Origin of the sequence: Maribacter arenosus (assembly GCF_014610845.1) — a bacterium.
In the GTDB taxonomy this organism is placed as follows: Bacteria; Bacteroidota; Bacteroidia; order Flavobacteriales; family Flavobacteriaceae; genus Maribacter_A; species Maribacter_A arenosus.
Window position 1 is genome coordinate 164,338 of the sequence record NZ_JABTCG010000002.1, and the last position, 24,462, is coordinate 188,799.

Annotated in this window: 24 protein-coding genes; 12 read left to right on the plus strand and 12 right to left on the minus strand. The window is 40.0% G+C overall.

Features of this window, described 5'->3' with window-relative positions; all coding sequences use genetic code 11:
- Positions 1-10 precede the first annotated feature (10 nt).
- Positions 11-682, plus strand: a complete 672-nt coding sequence (locus HPE63_RS05800; protein WP_188313316.1) for a dienelactone hydrolase family protein — start codon at positions 11-13, stop codon at positions 680-682.
- Entirely contained in the window at positions 675-1,316 is a 642-nt protein-coding gene (locus tag HPE63_RS05805) for a phosphoribosyltransferase (RefSeq protein WP_188313317.1), read from the plus strand. Before HPE63_RS05800 ends, HPE63_RS05805 begins: the two co-directional genes overlap by 8 nt.
- On the opposite strand, the gene HPE63_RS05810 is transcribed toward HPE63_RS05805, so the two are convergent.
- The 7 genes from HPE63_RS05810 to HPE63_RS05840 all read right to left on the minus strand — a co-directional run bounded on the left by HPE63_RS05810 (position 1,306) and on the right by HPE63_RS05840 (position 7,136).
- Positions 1,306-2,754 (minus strand): RtcB family protein, encoded by a 1,449-nt coding sequence (locus HPE63_RS05810; RefSeq protein ID WP_188313318.1) that lies wholly within the window; start codon positions 2,752-2,754, stop codon positions 1,306-1,308. The two genes, HPE63_RS05805 and HPE63_RS05810, sit on opposite strands and share 11 nt — an antisense overlap.
- A gap of 3 nt (positions 2,755-2,757) precedes the next feature.
- Entirely contained in the window at positions 2,758-3,171 is a 414-nt protein-coding gene (locus tag HPE63_RS05815) for an archease (protein ID WP_188313319.1), read from the minus strand.
- Positions 3,168-3,806 (minus strand): class I SAM-dependent methyltransferase, encoded by a 639-nt coding sequence (locus HPE63_RS05820; protein ID WP_188313320.1) that lies wholly within the window; start codon positions 3,804-3,806, stop codon positions 3,168-3,170. The genes HPE63_RS05815 and HPE63_RS05820 overlap by 4 nt, the downstream gene beginning before the upstream one ends.
- 188 nt (positions 3,807-3,994) lie before the next feature.
- Positions 3,995-4,201 (minus strand): dodecin family protein, encoded by a 207-nt coding sequence (locus tag HPE63_RS05825; protein WP_188313321.1) that lies wholly within the window; start codon positions 4,199-4,201, stop codon positions 3,995-3,997.
- A 135-nt stretch (positions 4,202-4,336) separates the two neighbouring features.
- Positions 4,337-5,428: a site-2 protease family protein gene (locus HPE63_RS05830; protein WP_188313322.1), complete on the minus strand. Its 1,092-nt coding sequence runs from the start codon at positions 5,426-5,428 to the stop codon at positions 4,337-4,339.
- 31 nt (positions 5,429-5,459) lie between these two features.
- Entirely contained in the window at positions 5,460-6,629 is a 1,170-nt protein-coding gene (locus HPE63_RS05835) for a baeRF7 domain-containing protein (protein ID WP_188313323.1), read from the minus strand.
- A 129-nt stretch (positions 6,630-6,758) separates the two neighbouring features.
- A complete protein-coding gene (locus HPE63_RS05840) occupies positions 6,759-7,136 on the minus strand; it encodes a response regulator (RefSeq protein ID WP_188313324.1) in 378 nt (125 codons plus the stop codon).
- Positions 7,137-7,410: 274 nt separating this feature from the next.
- Here HPE63_RS05840 and HPE63_RS05845 point away from each other — a divergent pair, with 274 nt between their 5' ends.
- From HPE63_RS05845 to HPE63_RS05870, 6 genes are all read left to right on the plus strand, one after another.
- Positions 7,411-7,869, plus strand: a complete 459-nt coding sequence (locus HPE63_RS05845; RefSeq protein ID WP_188313325.1) for a pyridoxamine 5'-phosphate oxidase family protein — start codon at positions 7,411-7,413, stop codon at positions 7,867-7,869.
- A 215-nt stretch (positions 7,870-8,084) separates the two neighbouring features.
- Positions 8,085-10,487 carry a phosphoenolpyruvate synthase gene (ppsA, locus tag HPE63_RS05850; RefSeq protein WP_188313326.1) on the plus strand — a complete coding sequence of 801 codons (2,403 nt, stop codon included), beginning with the start codon at positions 8,085-8,087 and terminating at the stop codon, positions 10,485-10,487.
- Positions 10,488-10,525: 38 nt separating this feature from the next.
- Positions 10,526-11,494 (plus strand): 1-phosphofructokinase family hexose kinase, encoded by a 969-nt coding sequence (locus tag HPE63_RS05855; protein ID WP_188313327.1) that lies wholly within the window; start codon positions 10,526-10,528, stop codon positions 11,492-11,494.
- Positions 11,495-12,770: 1,276 nt separating this feature from the next.
- Positions 12,771-13,460, plus strand: a complete 690-nt coding sequence (locus HPE63_RS05860; RefSeq protein ID WP_188313328.1) for a hypothetical protein — start codon at positions 12,771-12,773, stop codon at positions 13,458-13,460.
- Positions 13,461-13,566: 106 nt separating this feature from the next.
- On the plus strand, positions 13,567-13,851 hold the full coding sequence (locus HPE63_RS05865) for a zinc ribbon domain-containing protein (RefSeq protein WP_223198067.1): 285 nt from the start codon (positions 13,567-13,569) through the stop codon (positions 13,849-13,851).
- A 114-nt stretch (positions 13,852-13,965) separates the two neighbouring features.
- On the plus strand, positions 13,966-14,775 hold the full coding sequence (locus tag HPE63_RS05870; RefSeq protein ID WP_188313329.1) for a universal stress protein: 810 nt from the start codon (positions 13,966-13,968) through the stop codon (positions 14,773-14,775).
- Positions 14,776-14,780: 5 nt separating this feature from the next.
- Here HPE63_RS05870 and HPE63_RS05875 read toward each other — a convergent pair whose 3' ends face one another.
- The 5 genes from HPE63_RS05875 to HPE63_RS05895 all read right to left on the minus strand — a co-directional run bounded on the left by HPE63_RS05875 (position 14,781) and on the right by HPE63_RS05895 (position 18,488).
- Positions 14,781-15,050 carry a hypothetical protein gene (locus HPE63_RS05875; RefSeq protein WP_188313330.1) on the minus strand — a complete coding sequence of 90 codons (270 nt, stop codon included), beginning with the start codon at positions 15,048-15,050 and terminating at the stop codon, positions 14,781-14,783.
- 130 nt (positions 15,051-15,180) lie between these two features.
- Positions 15,181-15,474, minus strand: a complete 294-nt coding sequence (locus HPE63_RS05880) for a hypothetical protein (protein ID WP_188313331.1) — start codon at positions 15,472-15,474, stop codon at positions 15,181-15,183.
- 10 nt (positions 15,475-15,484) lie between these two features.
- Positions 15,485-16,360, minus strand: a complete 876-nt coding sequence (locus HPE63_RS05885) for a universal stress protein (protein WP_188313332.1) — start codon at positions 16,358-16,360, stop codon at positions 15,485-15,487.
- Between the two features lie 55 nt (positions 16,361-16,415).
- A complete protein-coding gene (locus HPE63_RS05890) occupies positions 16,416-17,603 on the minus strand; it encodes an OmpA family protein (protein WP_188313333.1) in 1,188 nt (395 codons plus the stop codon).
- Positions 17,604-17,627: 24 nt separating this feature from the next.
- On the minus strand, positions 17,628-18,488 hold the full coding sequence (locus HPE63_RS05895) for a universal stress protein (protein WP_188313334.1): 861 nt from the start codon (positions 18,486-18,488) through the stop codon (positions 17,628-17,630).
- Positions 18,489-18,899: 411 nt separating this feature from the next.
- On the opposite strand from HPE63_RS05895, the gene HPE63_RS05900 reads away from it, so the two are divergent.
- The 4 genes from HPE63_RS05900 (at position 18,900) to HPE63_RS05915 (ending at position 24,444) form a co-directional block, all read left to right on the plus strand.
- On the plus strand, positions 18,900-19,268 hold the full coding sequence (locus HPE63_RS05900; protein ID WP_223198068.1) for a carboxymuconolactone decarboxylase family protein: 369 nt from the start codon (positions 18,900-18,902) through the stop codon (positions 19,266-19,268).
- A complete protein-coding gene (ftsH, locus tag HPE63_RS05905; RefSeq protein WP_188313335.1) occupies positions 19,249-21,228 on the plus strand; it encodes an ATP-dependent zinc metalloprotease FtsH in 1,980 nt (659 codons plus the stop codon). The genes HPE63_RS05900 and ftsH overlap by 20 nt, the downstream gene beginning before the upstream one ends.
- Positions 21,229-21,254: 26 nt before the next feature.
- On the plus strand, positions 21,255-21,647 hold the full coding sequence (locus tag HPE63_RS05910; RefSeq protein WP_188313336.1) for a hypothetical protein: 393 nt from the start codon (positions 21,255-21,257) through the stop codon (positions 21,645-21,647).
- Positions 21,648-21,933: 286 nt separating this feature from the next.
- Positions 21,934-24,444, plus strand: coding sequence for a cation-translocating P-type ATPase (locus HPE63_RS05915; protein WP_188313337.1), 2,511 nt, complete (start codon positions 21,934-21,936; stop codon positions 24,442-24,444).
- The last annotated feature ends 18 nt before the right edge of the window (positions 24,445-24,462 follow it).

A 24,462-nucleotide genomic window follows, 5' to 3' on the forward strand; every position in this document is an offset into this window, starting at 1 on the left:
ATCTTAAGTTATGTCAAACACGATCAATATAAACAAATCGATCACCATTCCTTTGAAGGATGTCATTTTAAGGGGAAAACTGATAATTCCCGAAAACGCTATTGGATTGGTGATTTTTTCACATGGTAGTGGAAGTAGCCATCTTAGCCCAAGAAATAACTTCGTGGCCGTTTTATTACAGCAAAAAGGATTGGCCACCTTGCTCTTTGATCTTTTAACCGAGGAAGAAGATCGTATTTATGAAAACCGGTTCAATATCGATTTGCTCACAAAGCGTCTCATTGCCGTAACTCAATGGGTACAACAACAAGAAGAGACCAAGGACTTACCCATTGGTTATTTTGGGGCAAGTACGGGGGCAGCCTCTGCACTAAGGGCAGCCGCCTTTTTTAACCAGGAAATTAAAGCTGTAGTATCCCGAGGGGGCCGTCCCGATATGGCGTTGCAGGATATAAACAAGGTTACCGCACCTACCCTTTTGATTGTGGGTGGTTTGGACGAGGTGGTCATAGGACTTAATGAAAAAGCGTATCAAAAATTGCAATGCGAAAGGAAATTGGAAATCATACCCCGTGCCTCCCATTTATTCGAGGAAACCGGTAAGTTGCAAGAAGTTGCCGATACATCGGCTAACTGGTTCGTTGAAAACCTAGTGCCTGAAAAAATTGGAAATCATGTTTGAAAATAGAACGGACGCGGCAACCCAATTGGCCGATAAATTATCGTCGATAAAAAGTGAGGAATTGGTGGTATTGGCCATACCCCGTGGTGGGCTGCCGATCGGATCAGTATTGGCCAAAACCTTAGGTGCGCCTTTAGATGTTGTTTTGACCAAAAAATTAGGTCATCCTTACCAAAAGGAATATGCCATAGGAGCAGTGAGTCTTGATGGTTTGATCCTTTCCGATGCCATAGGTATTCCCAAGGAATATATCGAAGAAGAAACGGCACGTATTCGCGAAGTCTTAAAACAGAGACATCGGCAATATTACAAAAATAGATCCCCTGAAAACCTTCGTGATAAAACAATTATCGTAGTCGATGATGGCGTAGCTACCGGAAATACACTCTTGGTAACGATAGGGTTGGTAAAAAAACAAGAACCCAAGAAAATAATCGTGGCCATACCGGTTGCCCCACCTTCGGCTATTAAACTATTGGAATCTACCCCTAATATAGATGAAGTGGTTTGCTTACAAGTACCCCATAATTTTCATGCTGTGGGCCAATTTTACGAGGAGTTTCGCCAAGTTTCAGATCAAGAGGCTATTCGAATTTTGGAAGAAGCAAACGCTCAACGTAAACCTACCCTTTAACCACAGCAACCGGTCGTAGTTTTACCACTTTCTTGGCAATACCTGAATCGCTTACCGTTTCAACCACCCTATTCACATCTTTATAGGCAATAGGTGCTTCTTCTGCAATGCCCTTAAATGAGCCAGCCTCTACAAATATTCCTTTTTCTTTAAGCTGTTCTTTGAGGACAGGGGCATTTACCTGCTTCTTGGCCGCTGTACGGGATAATCGGCGACCAGCCCCATGGCAACATGAACCAAATGTCAATTGCATACTTTTATCGGTACCGGCCAATACGTAAGAACATGTACCCATACTACCAGGAATGATTACAGGTTGGCCAACATTTCTATACTTTTCCGGTAATTCCCCAAACCCTGGTCCAAAAGCCCTAGTCGCCCCTTTACGATGAACTATCACCTTTATTCTTTTTCCTTCAATGGAGTGTTCTTCAATCTTGGCGATATTATGGGCTACATCGTACATTAGTTTCAAAGGCTCGATTGTTGGTCCAAAAATGTTTTTCCACGCCCTTCGCACCTCCCATGAGATAATCTCCCTATTACACCAGGCATAATTTGCAGCTGCACCCATGGCCTTAAAATAGTTTTGTCCTTCTTGAGAATTAAAGGGCACACAAGCAAGTTCCCGATCCGGAACCTCAATGTCGTATGTGGGCATCGCCGCCATGATTTGGCGTATATAGTCCGTAGCAACTTGATGCCCCAATCCCCTGGATCCGGTATGGATCAAGACGACCACCTGGTTTTTCGAAAGGCCATAAGACTTGGCAATAGTTTCGTCAAAAACTTCCTCGACATAATCTACCTCCACAAAATGGTTTCCGGAACCTATTGTGCCCAACTGATCAGCACCTCTTTTCTTCGCCATTTCAGAGACCATAGAGGCATCCGCATTATGCAAACGGCCATTACTTTCCATAAATGCCAGGTCATCATTTACCCCATATCCTTTTTGAACTGCCCATTCCGCCCCATTATGGAGCACTTCGTCAATTTCCTGGAGCGATAGTTTTATTTGACCGCCTTTACCCATCCCAGAAGGAATCTGGGCATACAACTCCTTGGATAAGGATTCTAACCTATCCCTTATATCTGTTATTTTTTGTTGGGAGGTAAGCAATCGTACCCCGCAATTTATATCATAACCAATACCCCCTGGGGAAATGGCTCCTTCGGGATATACAGTGGCCGCCACACCGCCTATTGGAAAACCATAACCTTCATGAACATCGGGCATCACCAAGGAAGCTCCCTGAATACCCGGTAAAGATGCCACGTTCACCAATTGAACCAAAGATCGATCTTCCATAATGTTATCGAGCAAGGTTTCAGAAGCCAAAATCCTTGCAGGAACCCGCATTTTAGGACTGAACGATTTGGGTATCTCCCATAAATAGGCTTCAATCCTTGTAATATCCGATTTGCTGATTATCATAACTCAAATATCAAAAATGACCATTGTTTCCCAATGCCCGTTATCGGTTCTATGAACGTCTGCTTCGTGGTAGGTCACTGCCTTGATTTCCTCATCAAATTCTTCGACCTGTACTCCTTGGATTTCGGCTATTGCGGTTTCATGGGTCAACTTTAAAAATTTCACTTTGCAAAAAACAGCTTTTTCCACATAGGAAGTAGAAAGGATTTCCGATAAGAAATCAATCAGCAAACAAGTGGGGTCCACTGCCTTTATTTCGATTTTATACTTGATGGGGCCACGTGCTTTTTTCTCGCAAATGCCCTCCTTTAGAATATTACCCATTCCTATCGCCCCTGCTTGAAACAACTCCATTAAATCTGATCCTTGGATACCCATCCGAATATCAGCCGTGTGGGGAAGGTATACAATGTTCATTTTTTAATAGCTTTCACCACTACAAAAGAGCCTTCCCCATAACCGATTTTCGGCAGTTGTACTTCCTTGATTTCGTCTAAATCACCAAACAGGGTCTGGTTGAATTCCAAGTCTTTGAATCCGGCTTCTTTCAATAAAGTTACAATACGCTCTACGGTATAGAAATTGGCCTTAGCGAAGAAAGTACTGCGATGACGTTTAGCGATATATTCTTTTGCTATATTTTGGTCCTTGTCCAAAAATCCGATCAGGATACTGCCTTTATGCTTCAAGACCCTATTCGCTTCCTTCAATGCAAATTTCATTTCATCTAAATGACAAACGGTCACAAAAAGCACAAAATCGAATTGAAGGTCACCATATGGAAGCTGGGCCGCAAATCCTTTGATTACCTCAATACCTCTATTAATGGCCTTCTCGGCCATTGCACTCGATGGTTCCACGCCTTCCTTGATGCCTAATTCAGAAGCGAATCTGCCCGTTCCAAGGCCTACTTCAATTCCCCTTATATTTTCCGGTAGTTTTGCCAATTGTTCCCTGATGGCCAAAAGTTCGGATTGGTAGACTTCGCGATAATCTTCGTACCATTTTTCATATGTTGCGACATGTTTGTCAAATATTGCTATCTGTCCCATTGAATTTCAATTTAAGATTCTTATAAAAGTGGAAAAAAGGGTACACTACCACAATGATATAGATCAATCTTGTAGGTAAACAATAATTATTCTTATACGTTTGGTAGAATGGAAATTTATGGAAAAAGGCATGCCTAAATTGAGAGACATGCCCTAGATCATTTTAGTACCGAAGTAAATGGAAACAATCAATCTTGCATTATGCCAAAACTGACTTTGGTATTTACCCTATAATCCTCTATCTGATTATTCTTTACGGTAACTTGCATATCTTGCACATACACCGATTTAATGTCCTTGACGGTTTTTGAAGCTTCTTTGATTACATTTTTCACAGCATCTTCAAAACTGACCTTGGAATTACCCATTATTTCAATAACTTTTACAACTGACATGATATTGTGTTTTAAGATTAATACAGTGGCCAAATTACCCAGTAGCCAGTTCATATGAAATGATCTGTATCATCCTATTCCCTTAATCTTAACTCTTGGTCCTTTTTATGATCGCTCGGACCTTTGGATCTTCGATCAATAGTCTAACTTGGATTGAAGTAGGATGAATTCATTGATGTTCGTCATATCTATGGCGCCAACGAGTAACCCTTTTCTATTCAGCACAGGGAAAAAGTATTCCTTTTGAACCTCAACAGACCTGAGCACATCCCTAAGTCGGGCGTGCATATCGATTTCCGTAAATGAGGTCTTCATTATCTCGCGCACTGGTTTATTTCTGTTTTTTGAATTTTTGATGATATCGGCATTGGTTAAAATTCCCACAGGTTTACCATCCTCCTCCACAATAAAATCCTTTTCGGTTCCCGAAAGAATGAGCTCGACAACTCTCTCCATGGTATCATTGGGTTTCAAAAGGGTTATTTTGGTCAACATGGCCTCGTTCACCACATGTCCTTTCAAAAGTGCGATTTGCTGTACCATCTTATTTTCGCCATAAGCCCCCAAAAAAACGAATAGGGCTATCAATATTAAAAATGGATTGAACAACATGCCCAACAATAGGAAGACTACGGCAATCGATTGGCCAATACTTGCGGCAATCTGGGTCGCCTTTACCCGGTCCGTCCCCATAGTGAGCAAAGCCCTTAAAACACGTCCGCCATCCATAGGAAAAGCAGGAATGAGATTGAAAATCACAAGGCCCAAATTGGCCACAAAAAGATAAAAGAGGAAATTATCCAAGGTAAATCCACTTAGTTTTTCGAGCAGCTCTGTCATATGTAATTTTAAGAAACCTTGCACCGGTATTGCAAAATACAAAACCATAGCGATCACTAAATTTACTACGGGACCTGCAAGAGCGACCAAAAGCTCATGTTTAGGATTTTCGGGGATCCCTTCCAAACTGGCAACCCCACCAATGGGCAACAACGTTATTTTCGTGGTCTTAATCCCAAAACGTTTTGCCATGAGACCATGACCCAACTCGTGTAGCACCACGCATAGAAAAATAACCAATACAAAAGCGAGATTAAACAGAATGGATTCGAAATTGCCACCCTTTTGAATTTCCAAAAACACGACCCAAACCAGGATGAACAAAAATGTCCAATGCACCATAATGCGTATGTTGGATACTTTACCAAGTTGCAAGGCCCCTTTCATAACGCTTTAATTAGTTATACCCTTTAATTGTTCAATACCGAAAAATAGCGTTCATTGGGCTTTCCTTTACAGGCATTTCCTCTGAGGATAGGATATATACCTGACCCCCTTGATCAAAAGTTCGAATGGCGGTCAAATTCATCAGCGATGCATTGAAAATTTCGTGTTTTCCGTTTAAGGTTACTTTTCTGTCTTCCTTATTATAAATACCGAACACATCGCTACCCTTTTCCAAAAAGAGGGTATCTACTTTACCATTAAGCGCAGCTTGAATTATGGTATTCAGTTCATAAGAAGTCTTTTGCGTATGGTAAAATTCATTGAACTTTTTCATCTTATCAAACTGGGACTTTTTAAAATATCCCTCAACGAGTTGCCAGGAGTTTTGATGTTTTTTATAATCCTTAGTAAACTCGGGATCTCCGGTCAAATACTTTTTATGTAAATTGTTATGGGTGTTTACCTCAGCATAGAGGGCGTATAGCCTTTGGGCACATGAAAGTACCAAGGGAGCTTTTGGGTCGGAAATGAGTTTCTGCACGCCTTTATCCAACATCCTAAAATATTCCAACATTTCAACCTTAAAATCCTCCTTGCCAGCACCTTGTCCATGAAAAGTAGCCCCATGGGCCGATTGCCCACTTCTAAACTGTAGATTATTTTGTTCAAAATCGAAGCCAACGGCCTCTTCCAATTGTCTAGGGGCGACATCTTCAAGATGCATATCTTTAAAATGGTATCTTGACGCTTCATACAATTTCACATGATCTTGACTTAGTTCCAATAGATAATAAAGGCCATCATTATGATAAAGTGGCAATAAGGGCAAGAGATAATAATGACCCATGACATAGGCCCGTTCTTCAAAGGAAATCGGAATTTTGTAATAGCGAAGACCATCTTCCCGATCTAGGAATATGGCAAGGCCGTCAGAAGGATTTCGCCAAAGACCGGTTGCATCTACCAATTGTTCTATCGGTTGCAGAAAATCGGCTATTTCCTTTTTATTGATTTGTCGATCCAGCAACTGCTCCCGAATTTGTCGGATACATTTTTTTAAACGTGCCTGGGCCAGATGCTTGTTCTGTTCTTTCCCTTTCTTATCCATGGGAAGATATATGGAAATACAATGGTGGTCCCTATCTATAATAAGATTTTCTAACTCCTTTCTGGGTAGTGGGTTTTTTTCGTAAGTGGTCATAACTGATAATTTGTTTCGTATTAAGATATTCATATCAATCAAAATTCGAAATGATTTGAATCAGTACAACTCACATTACGTAAGCAATCGCAATTTTAAACAAAACAGTATTGGCTATCCAAGGTGTAGTTAGGAAGGTTGATTCTTATGTAAACACTTTTCGATCGAGGCTAAAAGATCATTTAGCTCAAAAGGTTTGGTAAGGTAATCATCGGCGCCGGCATCTAAACCGGCCTTAATATCTATTTTTTCAGATTTGGCACTAAAAAAGATAAAAGGTATTCGCTTTAGTTTTGAAAATTGCCCTATATGGCCAAGCAAGGTAAAGCCATCCATCTCAGGCATTCGAAGGTCGCAAAGTATCAGGTCAGGGGGATTTTGTTTAATTCTTTGCAAACCTGTTCTTCCGTTCGTAGCCGTAGTTACCTCATAGCCTTCCAATTCTAGAAGTTCGGCTGTATTTCCGCGAAGGGTCAAATCATCTTCAATAACAAGTATGCGTTTCATCGGTAAATGTTTGGGGTTTCCTTTATCCGAATATTATGTATCTTAAATATACGTTAATTTGAAAGAAAAATCCTTAATTAAATGTGAATTCCCAATTAAGAATTTCAATTGTCCTAAGGTTTTGATCCCGATGGGGTTAAATCCTTTAAAATATAACTGATCGGTGTCATACGTAATGTGATACTTTTACTCTAAATTTAGGCTGACAATAATAGAAAAAGGTATTGATACCATTCATGGTAGAAGTAGTTTTTACATAATAGAGACATCGAAAATGATTAGAGATTTAACATCTGAAACTTGTATAGAATTATTACGAACTACTTGTATCGGTCGTTTGGCCTATATAGCCCATGATGTTCCATATGCAATTCCCATTACATATTATTATTACCAGCCAAATAACAGTATTATCAGTTATTCCTTGGAAGGCCATAAAATAATTTCCATGCGTAATAAAAATACTGTATCCCTTCAGGTAGATGACATTGAGACGGTCAATCGATGGAAATCCGTGTTGGTTCATGGTGAATTTGAAGAACTTACTGGTAGCAATGCAAAAAAGCTATTGAACGAATTTTCAAAAGGCGTAAAGGAAATTATTAATAGCAAGGAAGAAAAAAAGGTTCAATTCATTCATGAATTTTCAAGAAAATTAGGCGTAAAAGATGCTTCTCCCATCGTTTATCAAATAAAAATACTGGAGATTACAGGGAAGGAAAGGCTAGGCTGATTTTCAGTAAATACTACCTTTCCTTATGTCCTAAAAACATTACTGCGTAATACTTAAAATAACCTATGTATTGATTTCAATCGATTTACATGGGTTGTTCGAAAAACCTAAAATTTGCTTTAATCAGAATTAGACGGTCCAATCTATTTTCAACTGACCTGCATCATTGTAAAACAGGTGAAATCCAAAGACCTTTAAAGCTAAACCTGTGAGCAATGAACACCTATATCAAAACATTTAGCCATATAAGAATTACGGATGTTCCATACGTAGGTGGCAAGAATGCCTCTTTGGGGGAAATGTACAATCAATTGATTTCAAAAGGGGTACAAGTACCCAATGGATTTGCAACAACGGCTGAAGCTTTCTGGGCCTATTTGGATGAAAATTCACTTCGGGCTCCGTTAATTAAAATTTTATCCGAATTGGATATTAACCGGTATTCAAATTTGGACACTATTGGGAAAAAGGCCCGAAATCTGATTCTTGGTGGAGAACTCTCCGAGCAACTTTCCAAAGAAATCATCGAGGCCTATCATGCCTTGTGTGGTGAGGAATCCTGCGCGGTCGCTGTGCGAAGTAGTGCCACAGCCGAGGACCTTCCCGATGCCAGTTTTGCAGGCCAACATGACACGTTTCTGAACATCGAAGGTAAGGATGCCGTACTTAACGCTATAAAAAAATGTTTTGCTTCACTCTATACCAATCGCGCAATCAAATACCGAGATGATCATGGTTTTAAGCATAGCGAAGTAGCTCTTTCCGTTGGCATACAGAAAATGGTTAGAGCCGACAAAGGCTGTTCAGGTGTAGGGTTTACTATTGAACCAGAATCAGGGTTCGAGAATGCCATTTTACTTTCTGGGGTATGGGGCCTCGGTGAAAATATCGTACAGGGCACCATTAATCCTGATGAGTTTTATGTCTTTAAGCCATCCTTGGAAAAGGGTAACTACCCTATCATCCAAAAGAAAATGGGCGATAAGAAACTCACCATGATCTATTCAAAAGCTAAAAAAGGCGGGGCAACAGTAAACATCCATACCCCTAAACCCAGACAGCAGCAATTTATATTGTCTGATCAAGAAGTAATCGATTTAGCGAAATGGGCCTTGGTAATTGAAAAACATTATGGTAAACCCATGGACATTGAATGGGCCAAAGATGGTAATACCAATGAACTTTACATTATTCAGGCCCGGCCTGAAACCGTACACCGTGCCAAGGAAAAAAATATCCACATCATCTATAAACTAATGGAAAAAGGAAAGGTGCTGGCTACAGGAAACGCGGTTGGTTCAAAAATAAAGATAGGAAGCCCGATCATTCTTTATTCCCCAAAAGAGGCAAAAAACCTGACCCATGACCATATTATCGTTACAGATACCATTACCCCTGACTGGGATCCCCTGCTAAAGCAAGTAGGTGGTATTATAACCAATAAGGGTGGCCGAACCAGCCATGCGGCCATTGTGGCCCGGGAACTCGGGGTTCCGGCCATTGTAGGGTGCGGAAATGCAACTAAGTGCCTCACTGACAAAGAACTAATAACCCTGTCATGCGCCCAAGGGAAAACAGGATATATCTATGAAGGCAAACTTTCTTTCAATGAGGAAAAAATCGATTTTTCAAATATAAAGATGCCAAAAACCGAAGCCAAAATGATTTTGGCCGATCCAGAAAACGCATTTCGAATGTCGTTCTATCCAAACCATGGTGTTGGGCTGTTACGAATGGAATTCATCATTACGCATTCCGTAAAGATACATCCTATGGCATTGGTCAAGTTCAACGAACTTAAAAATGCCGGTGTTATACGTAAAATCAATAAAATCACCCATAATTACGCGAACAAAACCGATTATTTTATCGATCAACTTTCACAAGGAATCGCTACCATTGCGGCCGCCTTTTATCCCAAAGAGGTCATTGTCCGGTTAAGTGATTTCAAGACCAATGAATATGCCAATCTAATCGGTGGTACCGATTTTGAACCTCTTGAAGAAAACCCGATGTTGGGTTTCAGGGGAGCCTCGAGATACTATAGCGATCTATATAAAGAAGGATTTGCGCTTGAATGTGCCGCCATTAAGAAAGTACGGGAACATATGGGTCTCAATAACCTGAAAGTTATGGTTCCTTTCTGTAGAACATTGGAAGAGGGTAAAAAAGTAATGGAAATTATGCGGAAATACGGACTTAAACGTGGTGAAAAAGGATTGGAAATATATACCATGGTCGAAATTCCCAGCAATGTGATCCTTGGAAAAGAATTTGCTGAAATTTTCGATGGGTTCTCCATCGGTTCAAATGATTTGACCCAATTGACCTTGGGAATAGACCGTGATTCCGAAATCATGGGTAATTTATTCGATGAAAACGATCCTGCGGCCAAGCGTATGATTTCAATGGCTATAGATTCAGCACGGGAAACCAATACCAAAATCGGCCTATGCGGACAAGCACCCAGCGATTTTCCCGAATTTGCCAAGTTTTTGGTAGAAGAGGGTATCGATAGTATTTCCTTTAATCCTGATGCTCTTTTACAAGGGATTGAAAATATTAATAAAGCTGAAGAAAGTTTTGTAGGTCAACATATGGCCTTAAACAACCATTAATGCTTTTTACAAAGCGTGGACTTCTAAAATTCGCCAAAATGCCAAAAATAGTCACACTCACGATGAATCCCGTAATTGATAAGGATACCCATGTAGCAGGTATTGTTCCCAATAAAAAGTTACGCTGTGCCTCGCCCGAATACTTTGCCGGAGGTGGCGGCATCAATGTGTCTCGAGCCCTAAAAAAGCTAGGTGGTGAATCGCTTTGCGTGTATCTTGCCGGCGGACCCACAGGAGACCACTTGCAACAATTGATTACTAAGGAAAATATAGGACAAGAGGTTATTTCCATTGAAGGATGGACACGCGAAAATCTATCGGTGACCGATACGAACACACAGCTTCAATATAGGTTTGGGGTGCCAGGTCCCAACGTTAAACAGAAGGAATGGAAACGTATTTTAACTTTTTTGGAAGCTAATTTAGAGCAAGATGATTTTTTGGTCGCTAGTGGCAAATTGCCTCCGGGGGTTCCAACTGATTTTTATGTACTGGTTTCGAAAATCACGGATAGGAATAAATCAAAATTGGTATTGGATACTTCAGGCGATGCCTTGATCCCGAGTATGAAGGCCAATATATATCTCATGAAACCCAACTTAGGGGAGCTAAGTATAATCATGGGGGCAACCTCTATCTCGGCTTTTGATCTGGAACCACTGGCCAAAAAGTTTCTGGATAAATATAGTTGTGAAATACTTGTGGTATCCTTAGGTGCAAAAGGGGCATTATGGGGCCAAGGGGATGAATTGGAACATATACCTGCCCCAACGGTTCACCAAAAAAGCGTTATTGGTGCGGGTGATAGTATGGTAGCAGGAATGGTCCATAGCCTTATCACCGGCAAAAGTCTAGGGGAGGCCATAAAGTATGGAGTAGCCTGTGGTACGGCAGCAACACTGCATCCCGGGACACAACTTTGTAATAAAGAGGATGCAGATCAACTGTATGGGTGGGTCATGAACAACACAGTTAAAAAAGAGAAAATAAGTGCCAAACTGACCTAGGTCATTTTGCTACCCAATCTGCCCTTCTATCTTTACGATCAAATTATAAATCAATTGGTTCATTGAAAAGTATTTTGGCCTTCTTCGGGGAATTGAAGGCCGATGAAAAAGAAGAAGCTAGAAAATCTGAAAGCCTTTTGAATCCCGATAAAGTTTAGCGATAAATTTTGGTAAGGGTCAGTGTAAGCGCACATCGGAAAGGAAAGCATCTTCTAGGGAACCGGGACATTTCGGTGTTCCGGTTCTTTTTTTATAAAGGTCCGCCAAACTGACCTAGGTCATTGTGGGCGAAGAGGTAGTTCCTTACCTTGTGGTCTATAACTTGTAAATGAGTTCTTTGAAAAATAAATTCTTGGGTTTTTGGGTCGTGGGGATACAAAAATCCAACAAATGGAAGAAGTTTCAGATTGCAGATTATACCCTTTGGACCTTATAGGTATTTGGGGAAAAATTCATAAAAGGTTCAATATAAGAGGAGATTGATCTGAAAAACATCTTCAAAGAATCCGGAATATTGGGGTATTTCGGATTCTTTTAAAGCAATGGTTATCAAAGTCCCAAGAGACGATGATGACCCTAGTAAAGAGACGGATACTGTTGATATGTAGGTCAATTGCTTAGGTCATTTTAGCGATAAAATGATTCAAATGGTTGAAAAACAGAATTGATGAATTCCATTTCTTTATGGAAAACAGGGACGCTGTAAGCGGACCTGTTTTTTCTTTGACATCAATCATTCAGACTTCTAAGCAGTAATGCCTTGGCGGTCATATAATGGTATCACAATGTCTTATATAGTTTTGACATCTTGGTAATTGTGCAGCTAGTTCGTCTGAGCTTGGCTCCTACCCAAAATGTAAGCATAGGATACCACTAAAAGGACAGGAATAAATCGATATCCCTGTCCTTTTTTTTAACATACAAATGTAAGATACGAGCAACCGTAGGGTGATATGGACTAAAAAAGTTCGCAATGTTTATCACCGGAGTTACCCTTTGAACAGTTTGGCAATTAGGTAACCCAAAGGATAGATTGTACATGTAGCACAGTACGAACTTTTTAAAGGAAACAGGAGACCATGGTCTCCTGTTTTTGTTTATTCATGTAGGCAGATCAGTCCTGATTACTATCATTGTGGCCAGATCTTGATTTTGATATCTTCACTAATATTATAATCAGCATTTCGGTTTTGTTGGGATGACCTAGATAGAATTAGGTCTGGCTTTTACCAAAGAACTGCGTTCCCATTTACAGAAGAACATGCAACATAAGAACATGAAGAAGCAATCCAATGTCCGCTTTGGTATTTTTTCATTACTAATGCCATTGATCGGTATCGGATTATTCGTTCTTTTTTATATCCTATCCGCTTTGAATTATCCCGGTGGTTCTTGGTATTCACCAAATCAGGAAGGTTTTAGTTTTTGGCATAATTATCTATGTGATCTTTTGGATGTTTATGCAATCAATGGTGATATCAATACAGCACGGGTTTATGCCATAATTGCACTGGGCTTCCTATGTTCAGGTTTATTCTGGTTATGGATGTATTTACCTAGGGCATTCATAACGAATGGTCTAAATCAAAAAATTATGTGGGTATCCGGATTGCTATCCATATTAACAATCCCATTCCTTGCTTTGGGCGAACATGATCTTATTGTACGTATCGCCGGGTTATTTGGAATCATAGCATTTATAAGTTGTTCAATAGAACTACTCAAAGCGGGCCATAAATTCCTTTTCGCCTTAGGAATATTATGTATACTAATCTTCCTGGCGAATTATTATACCTACGAAACCGGAATCTTCATTGGTTCACTTCCCGTAATCCAAAAGATTACCTTCTTACTATTTATCGTCTGGTTCATTTATCTGGATGTCCTATTGGTCCGAAAAGTCATAGCCCGGAAAAGACTTTCCCAAGATGACCTTCTCGACAAAGGCCTTCATACTGACCAATAAAGGCTCCTAGATAGTGGTACTGACCTTGGTCATTCCACAACCTATATAGGTTCATTATCTTTTCTTTGTTAAAATGAATCATATAAAAGTTATTATTAAAACAACAATGATGAAATCTATGCATAATTCCATTTGTCAAAGTTGTGTAATGCCAATGTACCATTTGGCCGATTTCGGAACTAACAAAGACGGTACGGTAAACCGCGAATATTGCCATCATTGCTATCTCAATGGAAATTTCAACGACCAAGGGATTACCTTGGAGCAGAAAATTGAAAAAAACATCTCTTTAGCAGAGAAAATGGGAATGCCTAGAGAAGAAGCTACCATTTTGGCCCATAGTACCCTGCCTACTTTAAAAAGATGGAAAGGTCTGAAACCCATTGAATGATGGAGTTTATCAAACGAAATAAAAACAAGGCATCAGCCTTTTTTAACTGACCAACATCATGGTATTTTAAAATCTCACGATTTACTTTTAAGCAACGGATTAAACAATAAAATAATGTTAAAAATACTACTCCCTACCGATTTTTCGGAGAATGCCCGAAAGGCAATTGACTACGCCGTGAGACTCTTTCAAAAAGAAGAATGCATATTTTATCTATTGCATGCCTATCATGACGCCCCGTCCGCTTCCAAAGCTAGGGCCGATTTGGAAAACGATTTGAAGCATCTGGCCGAAACCATACATAAAGAACGACAATATCCTGAACACCGCTTTGAATCTGTATTTATGATAGATTCATTGGTGAATGCCTTGAATGTTACCATGATAGACAAGGCTATAGACTATATTTTCATGGGTACCAAAGGTATATCTTCCCTATTCAATGTTTTTATGGGCAGCAATACGGTCAGGGTCATCAGCCAGCTTGACACTTGCCCCATTGTTGCCGTTCCGGCAGAATATGATTACGCCCAACCCGAAGAAATCCTCTTTGCCAACGATTTCAAACATCGTTTTATAGCTCCTGAATTGGAACCACTTATCAAATTGACCAGATTGTGGGACTCTACATTATGGACCATTAATCTTTACTCAGGTAAAGCTTTGGACAGTGCCCAAAAACAAAACAAAGAAGCATTAAAGCACGCTCTAAAAGGAGTGAAATCAAGATTTTCCGAGGTTCAAATGGAAGTTTCCATTACTTCTACTTTGTACAAATTGGAAAAGGAAAATAAGAAAATAGGCATGGTCGCACTACTAAAAACCAAACACGGATTATTTGAAGGTTTATTCCATGAACCCGTGCTGCGTAAAATGACCTTCAATACCGAAGTGCCTTTGTTGATTCTTCCAGAAATAGTCTAGACCTTTTAGATCATTGCGGAAGTCATGGCATCTGAACCATGTAAAAGAGAAGGACGCGAAGGACGTATATTTAAAGGTTCTATAGGGAAGCCAATTCGAGTCAGTTCTTGCTTTACTCTTTGTAATCCAATGGGGTTGATATATAGAAAATGCAATATGCCATTTTGAATATCTATATCAATAACCCGAATATCCAATATTCTACTCAGATTCCTTAAAATCACTTTCTTACCCTCCTCACATTGAAGGTTTTTAACGTTTACCAGAGCTTTCATCCTATAAAATTTTCGAATTAGCTCGCAAGATAATGTAAGCCGATTACGATAGAAATGATGTAAATCAGTCCAATGGAAATTAATTCTTCAAACCTATCAAAACCCTGGGTACTGACTATCCCTAAAACCACTATTGTTGTATTAAGAAATCAGGACAAAAGATGGGTAAAATAAAAAACACGAACAAAAAGAACAGAAATGCCCAAAGCACACCCATTAAAAGTGGATATAGAAGAATGCCACCCTTTGCTTTTGGATTCAACGAATGGGCGATTATTCCGTGAACGCCCATACTTAATACTGTAAAGATAAAACCAGATGTAATGATCATAAAGACATTTGAATGCGATTCCCTCAATGTATAGATATAAAATCCCAAGCCCAACGCAATTACAATCAATATGCCATAAACTCTTCTAGCCATGGTATTTAGGTTAAAGTGCTTTTTTATAATAAAAGAGCTGATGATGGCTTCCCCTCATACTTAATAAGGGTACTTTACCATACGATTCCATTTTTTTGACAAGGTCTTGGCGGAACCATTTATTGATAAAGCCGACTTTTTCCCTTTCCAACATTACTATTAAATCCGCATTGGTTTCACCGATATAAATTCTGAGAGCCTCAAAAATGTTCTCGGAAAAAAGAATTTTAAATTCAATATGTTCGTAGCTTACCTTCTTGTGAAGCATTTCCTTGAACCATTCTAGCTGCACTTCCCCTTTGTATTCCTCTTTTGTTGAAATATGGACCACCTTTATTTGGGCATTGAATTGCGCTGCCATCTCGGCAACTTTTCGAATGGCATATACATCTTCTTCCTCGAAAGCCGTAGCATAAACAATGGTTTTGGGCAACTTATAACTGGTTTCCATCGGAATAGACAAAACAGGGCAAGGCGCCTTTTCTATGAGTTGTTTCGTAGTACTCCCCATGAGTATTTCACGGATAACACTACCCCCTTTGATGCCCACCACGATTAAATAGGCATGCCATTCGTCGGCAACGGAAATGATACCTTTAACTGAGGACTTGTTTTCTGCCGGCTGGAGCTGTATGTTCGGATTCATAAAATAACTGCCCAAATGCTCTTCACAGAAATCTTGTAATTTAAATCGGTTTATCTTAAATGCATTTTCTTCCAAATGTGGAAAGGGTTCATGCGAACCCTCTGTTCCCAAGACGGTAGGGTAATCGAATACATGGGTGATTACCAAACGCATCTGCATATGCGTGGCCATGTTATAGGCATATTTCAAGGCAGCCACCGAATTCATCGAATAATCCGTACCACACAATATAGTTTTCATTTCTTATTATTTATTATGACTAGGTTGTTTGCCAATGCCTTTCTAAATCTGCCAATCACATCTTTACAAATTCAACCCTTCTGTTATTGGCTTTGCCTTCTTGGGTCTCGTTGGTATCTATTGGTTTGCCCTCACCAAAACCTTTGGCCACAAGGCGATTGTCCACAATACCCAAACTAATGATTTGTTTTACCACAGTTTTTGCTCGTTCTTCGGATAGCTTTTGGTTAAAATCGGATTCTCCATCACTATCCGTATGCCCTTCAACGCTGAATTTAATTTCTGGATGTTCCTTCATTAGTTTGACTATTTCATTAATAACCCCCATAGATTCAGGTTTCATTGTAGCCTTGTTTACGTCAAAGCGTATACCATTGGAGACGATTTTACCATCTTGTAAGAACCTATCGTAATATTTTACACCACCTTCAGCAAGTCTGAAATTTTTAATATAGTACCGTCGAGTATCATTGGCAAAATAAGCATGTAGTGAAATACCTGTTGGGTTATAATCTAAATGAGGAATATTAATAAGTCTTGTTTCATCTATATATGCTTTCATCTTTCCATTAGTATAAGCTATTGCAATATGAGCCCATTTGTTCTGAATAGAACCCTTGTCGGGAATATTGCTTTTTGCCGGTCTAAGTTCCATGAACTCTGGATGGATATTTAAATTGGCCGTATAGGTTATTGGAGGTCTTTGATTTTTTCTGTCATAAAAATACACGGTAAAACCATTTCTATCGGAGTTATAAAGGTCGAATTCTATAGTAAATATATCGGGTAAGTAATCTTTTTCAGGATTCTTTAAATAGGGTATTATCATGGGTTGTCCCCCTCTGAACATGATAACTTTTTCACCTCCGAATTCGGCATTCTCTACTGTACCCTGTTTCAGGTCCCAACGTGAAGGAAATTCCCCATTCTCCTCATTCTCATGGTTATCTTCAAAAATAACCTTATCACCAGATACAAAATCATATTTTGCCCACACCAATTGAGGTTCTTGGGAGGCTACAGATTCTTTCGTTTGACCATGTGTTTCTTCTTGTGTATTTACTTCTTGCTCTTTTTTTTCTTCTTTTTGAACATCTTCACTTTCTTCGTCCAAGGTTTTATCAACCTCTTTCTCTATCTTTTTTTCAACCTTCTTTTTCAGTTTACCCAAAATTTGTGCATTGAGCATTGTAGGTCCTTGAAGAAACAAGCTTGCGATTAGGAAAATCAATAATTTTTTCATTTTTATATTTTTAACGATAACCTATTAAATGACCATCATTTGATAATTGACTTCATTAAAACTTAATACTGGAATGGTGCTATGCGATTCCATTTTTTTGACAAGATCCCAATGGAACCATCTCTTAAGGAAACCGCTCTTTTTTCGTGCAAGCATGCCCACTAAGTCTGCCTTGACATCGGTCAGGTACTTTTCTAGACTCTTAAAGATATACTCTGAAAATATGAGTTCGAATTCCAGGTTTTTGTAAGCGACTTTTTCCTGCAACCGATTTTTAAACCACTCCATTTGGGTATCTCCCGAATATTCTTTTTTTGGTGAGATATGCACTATCTTTATTTTAGCTTGGTAAGACTCAGCCAGTTCAACCAGTTTTCCGATAGCATCAATATCTTCCTCTTCAAAATCGGTGGCATATACCATGGTTTTGGGTGTCACATATTTGATATTTGGTGGAATGGCCAATACGGGACAAGGTGATTTTTGGATCAAATGTTTGGTCGTGCTACCCAATAAGGCTTCGGTTAGGATACTTTCACCTTTGGTCCCTACAATGATGAATTCGGCATGCCAATCTTTTGCGGCGGCAACAATGCCGTCTACCACGAATATATCCTCTACGGGAGCAATTTTAATATCTTCTTTGCTCCAGTTTTCTCCCAAATATTGCGCACAGAATTCTTCCAATCGGTAACGATTGGCTTTTAGCGCATTCTTCCGTAATTGGGGAAGCTCATCAACAACCATGGTTTCGGTTACGATAGGGTATCCGTATACATGACAGTCGACCAAATGACAATCTAAATGTTCTGCCATTTTCTTCGCATATTTCAAGGCGGCTACCGAATTCGTCGAATAATCAGTGCCATATAGGATTGTTCTCACTTTAATCTGTATTTAGTACTGTCCCAAAGCTATATCACACCTGTCATAATGCAAATGATCTGCATCATTAGTGGGCTTTTTAGTGCATGACCTATATCATTTCTTGATGGATATAGACTTTTAACCCAACAAATTGCCTATTGAAATTTTCGATACAACCATATTGGTAAAAGTCAAAACTTATCGCTTTGGGATGTTGATGTAGCGATGATGCCCAATAGGTACAGACCATTTATAAAGTTATGGGTATTTACCAGATAACGTCAGTACAGAAAACCAGCCTTAGAATCCCATATATTATGGGTTTGACCTGACGTAAATCATTCGGATTCCCATTTAGGTCAATTAGCTTTGGAATAAAATCATAGGGTTTTATCCTATGAAAGATGTCCAATTTAATAGCCCGGGGAAATGTTACACGACCATTCCAGAAAATACAATGAGCTAACTGAAAAAATGAAAGAATTGGGCATGCACCTACCTGATACGATGAATGGTTTTTCCGAACTCCATCGGGCCAGTATTTCAGAAGGTGCGCTTTCATCAAAAATCAAGGAATTAATTGCATTGGGTATTGCAATAACGGTACGTTGTGATGGCTGTATTGCTTACCATGTACACGATTCTATAAAGGCTGGTGCCAGTGCCGAAGAAATTATGGAAACCATTGGTGTTGCCATTTTGATGGGAGGCGGACCCTCAGTGGTCTATGGATGCGAAGCCATGGAAGCCTTGTCACAATTCGCAAACTTAGAACAACATGAAACAGCCAAAAAATAATACGGGTACACAAGATTCCAAAGATAAAAAGGACCAAAAACCGCCTTTTGGGGCAGATGGTTTCAATTGGTACTATTTTCTCCTATTTATCTTTTTAATTGTATTGACCTTTTTTTCCAACCCTATAAGTACAACAAGGGAAATAGGTTGGACATTTATGCAGGACTCCCTAATCGCCCAAAATAGGATCCAAAAAATCATTGTCGTCAACAAGGAATTCGCTGAGATATATATAGATAATGGCCAGCTCAACGGCCAAAATAATAAGGATGTGGGCGAAAGATGGTTCCAATCGGTACCAGTACCCAAATATCGCATAACCATAGGGTCGGTCGATACCTTTGAGGAAAAGTTACAACGGGCCCAACAAGATGTTGAACCGGGAAAAAAAATCGAGATTCAGTACCAGAACCGCACCAGTTGGGTCAGTATATTATCCTGGCTGTTACCCTTTGGACTCATCATTCTATTTTGGTTATATCTATTGGGGCGTTTGGGCAAAGGTGGTAAAGGAAGCAACTCTATTTTTAATTTTGGAAAATCAACGGCCGTACTTACTGAAAAAGGCGCTAAAAGCCAAGTGGATTTTAATGACATCGCCGGGCTTAAAGAGGCCAAGGCCGAGGTAATGGAAGTTGTTGATTTTTTAAAAAACCCTGAAAGATATACCAAATTAGGAGCCAAAATACCGAAAGGGGTCTTGCTTGTAGGCCCTCCGGGTACCGGAAAAACCTTAATGGCCAAAGCGGTCGCGGGGGAGGCACAAGTACCATTTTTTTCCATGTCGGGCTCAGAATTCGTCGAGATGTTCGTTGGTGTGGGTGCATCACGGGTACGTGACCTATTTAAAAGGGCCAAGGAAAAATCGCCCAGTATCATATTTATTGACGAAATAGATGCTGTGGGCCGGTCTCGCGGCAAAATCAATGCTTTTCAGGCCAATGATGAAAGAGAAAGCACTTTGAACCAATTATTGACCGAGTTAGACGGTTTCGGTCCCAATACAGGGGTTATCGTATTGGCGGCTACCAACCGTCCCGACGTACTTGACAAAGCCCTACTTCGCCCCGGAAGGTTTGATCGCCATATTTATTTGGAATTGCCTACCAAAGAGGAACGTATAGAAATATTCGGAGTTCACCTACGTCCCTTAAAACTATCAAAAAATGTCGATGTGGAAGTATTGGCTAAATTAAGCCCAGGTTTTTCCGGGGCCGATATTGCCAATATCTGTAACGAAGCCGCCTTGATCGCTGCACGTAAGAAAAAGTCTAAGGTAGAGCACGAGGATTTTCTTGAAGCTCGGGATCGTGTCATCGGAGGATTAGAGCGTAAAAGCAAGATCATCTCCCCCAAGGAAAAAGAGATAGTGGCACACCATGAAGCTGGCCATGCCGTGGTCAGTTGGTATCTCAAAAATGTGGATGCCTTGGTAAAGGTATCCATTATCCCGAGGGGCAAATCTTTGGGATCTGCCTGGTACCTTCCCGAAGAACGCCAAATTGTGACCAAATCACAATTTATGGATCAAATTTGCGCCTCCCTTGGCGGACGTGTTGCAGAAGATATCATCTTTGGGGAGCCTTCGTCAGGTGCCTTGGACGATTTGGAAAAAGTAACCAAACAGGCCTATACCATGGTCTCTTACTATGGATTGGACGAAGAAATCGGCCCAATTAGCTTTTACGACTCTTCAGGACAAAACGAACGCATGTTGGGTAAACCCTATAGCGAGGAGATGGCCAAGCTAATCGATAAGGAAGTCCAAAACTTGATCGCTACTGCCTATGAACGTACTAAAAATCTGTTGTCCAAACATATTGACGAATTGAAAAAACTGGCACAACTACTTTTGAAACAGGAAGTAGTCGAAAAAGAGGAATTGGAAGCATTATTGGGAAAAAGGGAGACAAATAATACAGAAGCACCATCAAAAGCTTTTGATAGTATTGATAACTGATTATTCAACAAATAAATATAATTCTCATGAATAAGATCAAAGAGGTTGTGTATGATGAACATCTGCATTTTGAGCATGAACACTGGATGTCGGAATTGGATTTTTGGGAAAGTGAATTAAAATCCTTTAACAACCGGTTAAGCGAGTTGGTCACACGTTGGACCAAGAAGGAAGTGCTAAAGCAATTGGAACATTTCCAAAATGAATTTATTTTGCATGGAAGTGTAATCGATGATTTAAAGGAAACTATCGAGGAACATGAAGCAAGTATCGCAGGCCACAATCTGACGGGGAACAAATCATTAGATGTTGCCTTGGTCAAAAGACATTTCGAATTTAGAGAGAAAATAGATAAACAAAGAAAGATCTATACCGACTTGAAAAAAGAATTCTTCCGATTTCTGTCTAAGTATATGTAATGATGTCCGATTCGTCATTAAAGGCGTTTCAACTTTGTGGCCTTTGGCGTACATGCCTCCCCGACTAGGAGGAAGTAGGGGATTTATACCCTGTTAAGACTTTTGGGTTTCAGGGCGGCCTGCAGCGTTGCTTAAGCTTTTTCCATTTACTAACGAAATCGAAGGGTTTTGGAATAATTGGGGCCTTATACATATTGAGGTATAAACACTTTTAAAATGGTCTCGTCCACCATAAAGAAATCCCGAATCCAAATCGTACTTTTATAAGATCGTGTAAAGAACCAAAATGCCCATCGCCAATTTCGACATACAAGGATTAACTTCTGAAGAAGTGCTACGATCGAGGGCTGCGAACGGGAAAAATATTTTGGAAGGCAAAAAAGACCTTTGGTTTTTTAAGGCACTTAAAAGTCTGGCCCAAGAACCGATGGTCATCTTATTACTTGTAGCATCGGTACTCTATTTTCTAACAGGAAATGTCGGGGATGGTATTTTTTTGGCCGCAGCCATTATAATGGTATCCGCCATCTCCCTGTATCAAGATGGGCGCAGTCGTAATGCCCTTGAGAATTTAAAGGCATTCGTGCAACCCAATTGCAAAGTCATCCGTAATGGCAAAGTGGTTGAAATCAAAAGTGAGGAAGTGGTTATCGGTGATCATTTGATGGTCGAGGAAGGCACCACCATTGCCGCCGATGGGATCATTATCCACTCCAATGATTTTTCCGTGAACGAATCAGTCCTTACCGGGGAATCACTTTCGGTCTATAAAGACTCCAACGAGAATAACAATAAAATATATAAGGGCACAACCGTTGCTAGCGGACTCTCCATTGCCATTATTACCGCTATCGGCAACAAGACCGAAATGGGGAAAATAGCAAAAAGCCTGGAAACCATAAAAGAGGAAAAGACCCCCTTAGAAAACCAAATCAACAATTTTGTAAAGAAAATGGTCATTGTTGGGTCTGTCGTTTTTTTGATCGTATGGGGGTTCAATTACTATAATTCATATGACATCTTGGACAGCCTGCTCAAAGCCTTAACCTTGGCCATGTCGATTTTGCCAGAGGAAATTCCTGTGGCATTTACCACTTTTATGGCTTTGGGGTCGTATCGGTTGATGAAATTGGGCGTCATTGTAAAACAGATGAAAACCGTTGAGACCTTGGGAGGGGCGACGGTTATCTGCACCGATAAAACGGGAACGATTACGGAAAATAAAATGACCTTGGCGAAACTCTACACCTTATCCTCCGAAAGGATATCGGATATAAAAGATCCCTTGGGAAAGTCAGAAAAAGAACTTATCCAGTCAGCGATGTGGGCTAGTGAACCCATTCCATTCGATGCAATGGAAATCGCCCTACATAAGACTTACCCAGCGACTACCGATAAGGACGAGCGCCCTGATTATAAAATGGTACATGAATATCCATTAGGGGGTGAACCACCCATGATGACCCATCTTTTTGAAGATAAAGAGGGCAATCGTATCGTGGCTGCGAAAGGAGCCCCAGAGGCATTGATGCAGGTTTCCAAGCTTTCTGAAACCGAAATACAGCATATCAATAATGCTATCGGTGAACTGGCTAAGGAAGGGTATCGCGTCCTCGGCGTGGGTGTATCAAAATTCAAAGGCACGTCATATCCTCAAAAACAACAAGATCTTACTTTTGAATTCAAGGGAATCATCGCTTTTTACGACCCTCCAAAAAAGAATATCCAGCATGTACTAAAAGGCTTCGATCAGGCGGGGATAAAAGTAAAAATCGTAACAGGGGATAATCCGCAAACAACAGCCGCCATTGCTAAAGAAATAGGGTTTAATGGCTATGGATCTAGTATTTCCGGGGATGCATTAATGCAATTATCGCCAGCCCTACTACAAGAACAGGTATCTATAAAAAAAATATTTACAAGAATGTTCCCTGAAGCGAAATTGAAAATCATAAATGCCCTTAAAGCTAATCAAGAAATAGTGGCAATGACCGGAGATGGGGTAAATGATGCTCCAGCGCTAAGGGCAGCCCATATAGGGATCGCCATGGGTAAAAAGGGAACAGAAACCGCCAAAGAAGCCGCTTCGGTCATCTTATTGGACGATGATCTGTCACGAATGCTCGATGCCATTTCCATGGGCAGACGTATTTATACCAACCTAAAAAAAGCGATCCAGTATATTATATCAATCCACATTCCCATTATATTGACGGTCTTTTTTCCCTTGGTTTTAGGCTGGACCTTCCCTAACATCTTTACCCCTGTGCATATCATTTTCTTAGAGTTGATTATGGGACCTACCTGTAGTATCATTTATGAAAACGAACCTGTCGAGAAAAATACCATGATCCGTAAACCTCGTGCATATTCGACGACTTTCTTCAACTGGACGGAATTGGCCACCAGCGTTATCCAAGGGTTGATGATTACCGTGGGAACCCTGGCCACTTATCAGTATGCCGTAAATCTGGATTATAATGAAGCTACTACACGAACTATGGTTTTCGTTACCTTGATATCTGCCAATATTATATTGACCCTGGTGAACCGTTCTTTTTATTATTCCATTTTCACGACCTTAAAATATCGCAACAATCTCTTGCCATTGATTATTTTAATTACGGTAGTTTTAACCGCAATGCTGCTTTTTATCCCTCCGTTGACCCGATTTTTTGATTTTTCATCTTTGGAAGCCGTACAAATTCTTATCAGTTCGGGTATTGGTTTTCTCTCGGTTATTTGGTATGAAATCATCAAATGGTACAAACGAAGACTTGTCCCCCAAGATTTATAAATCATATATTTGAAATAA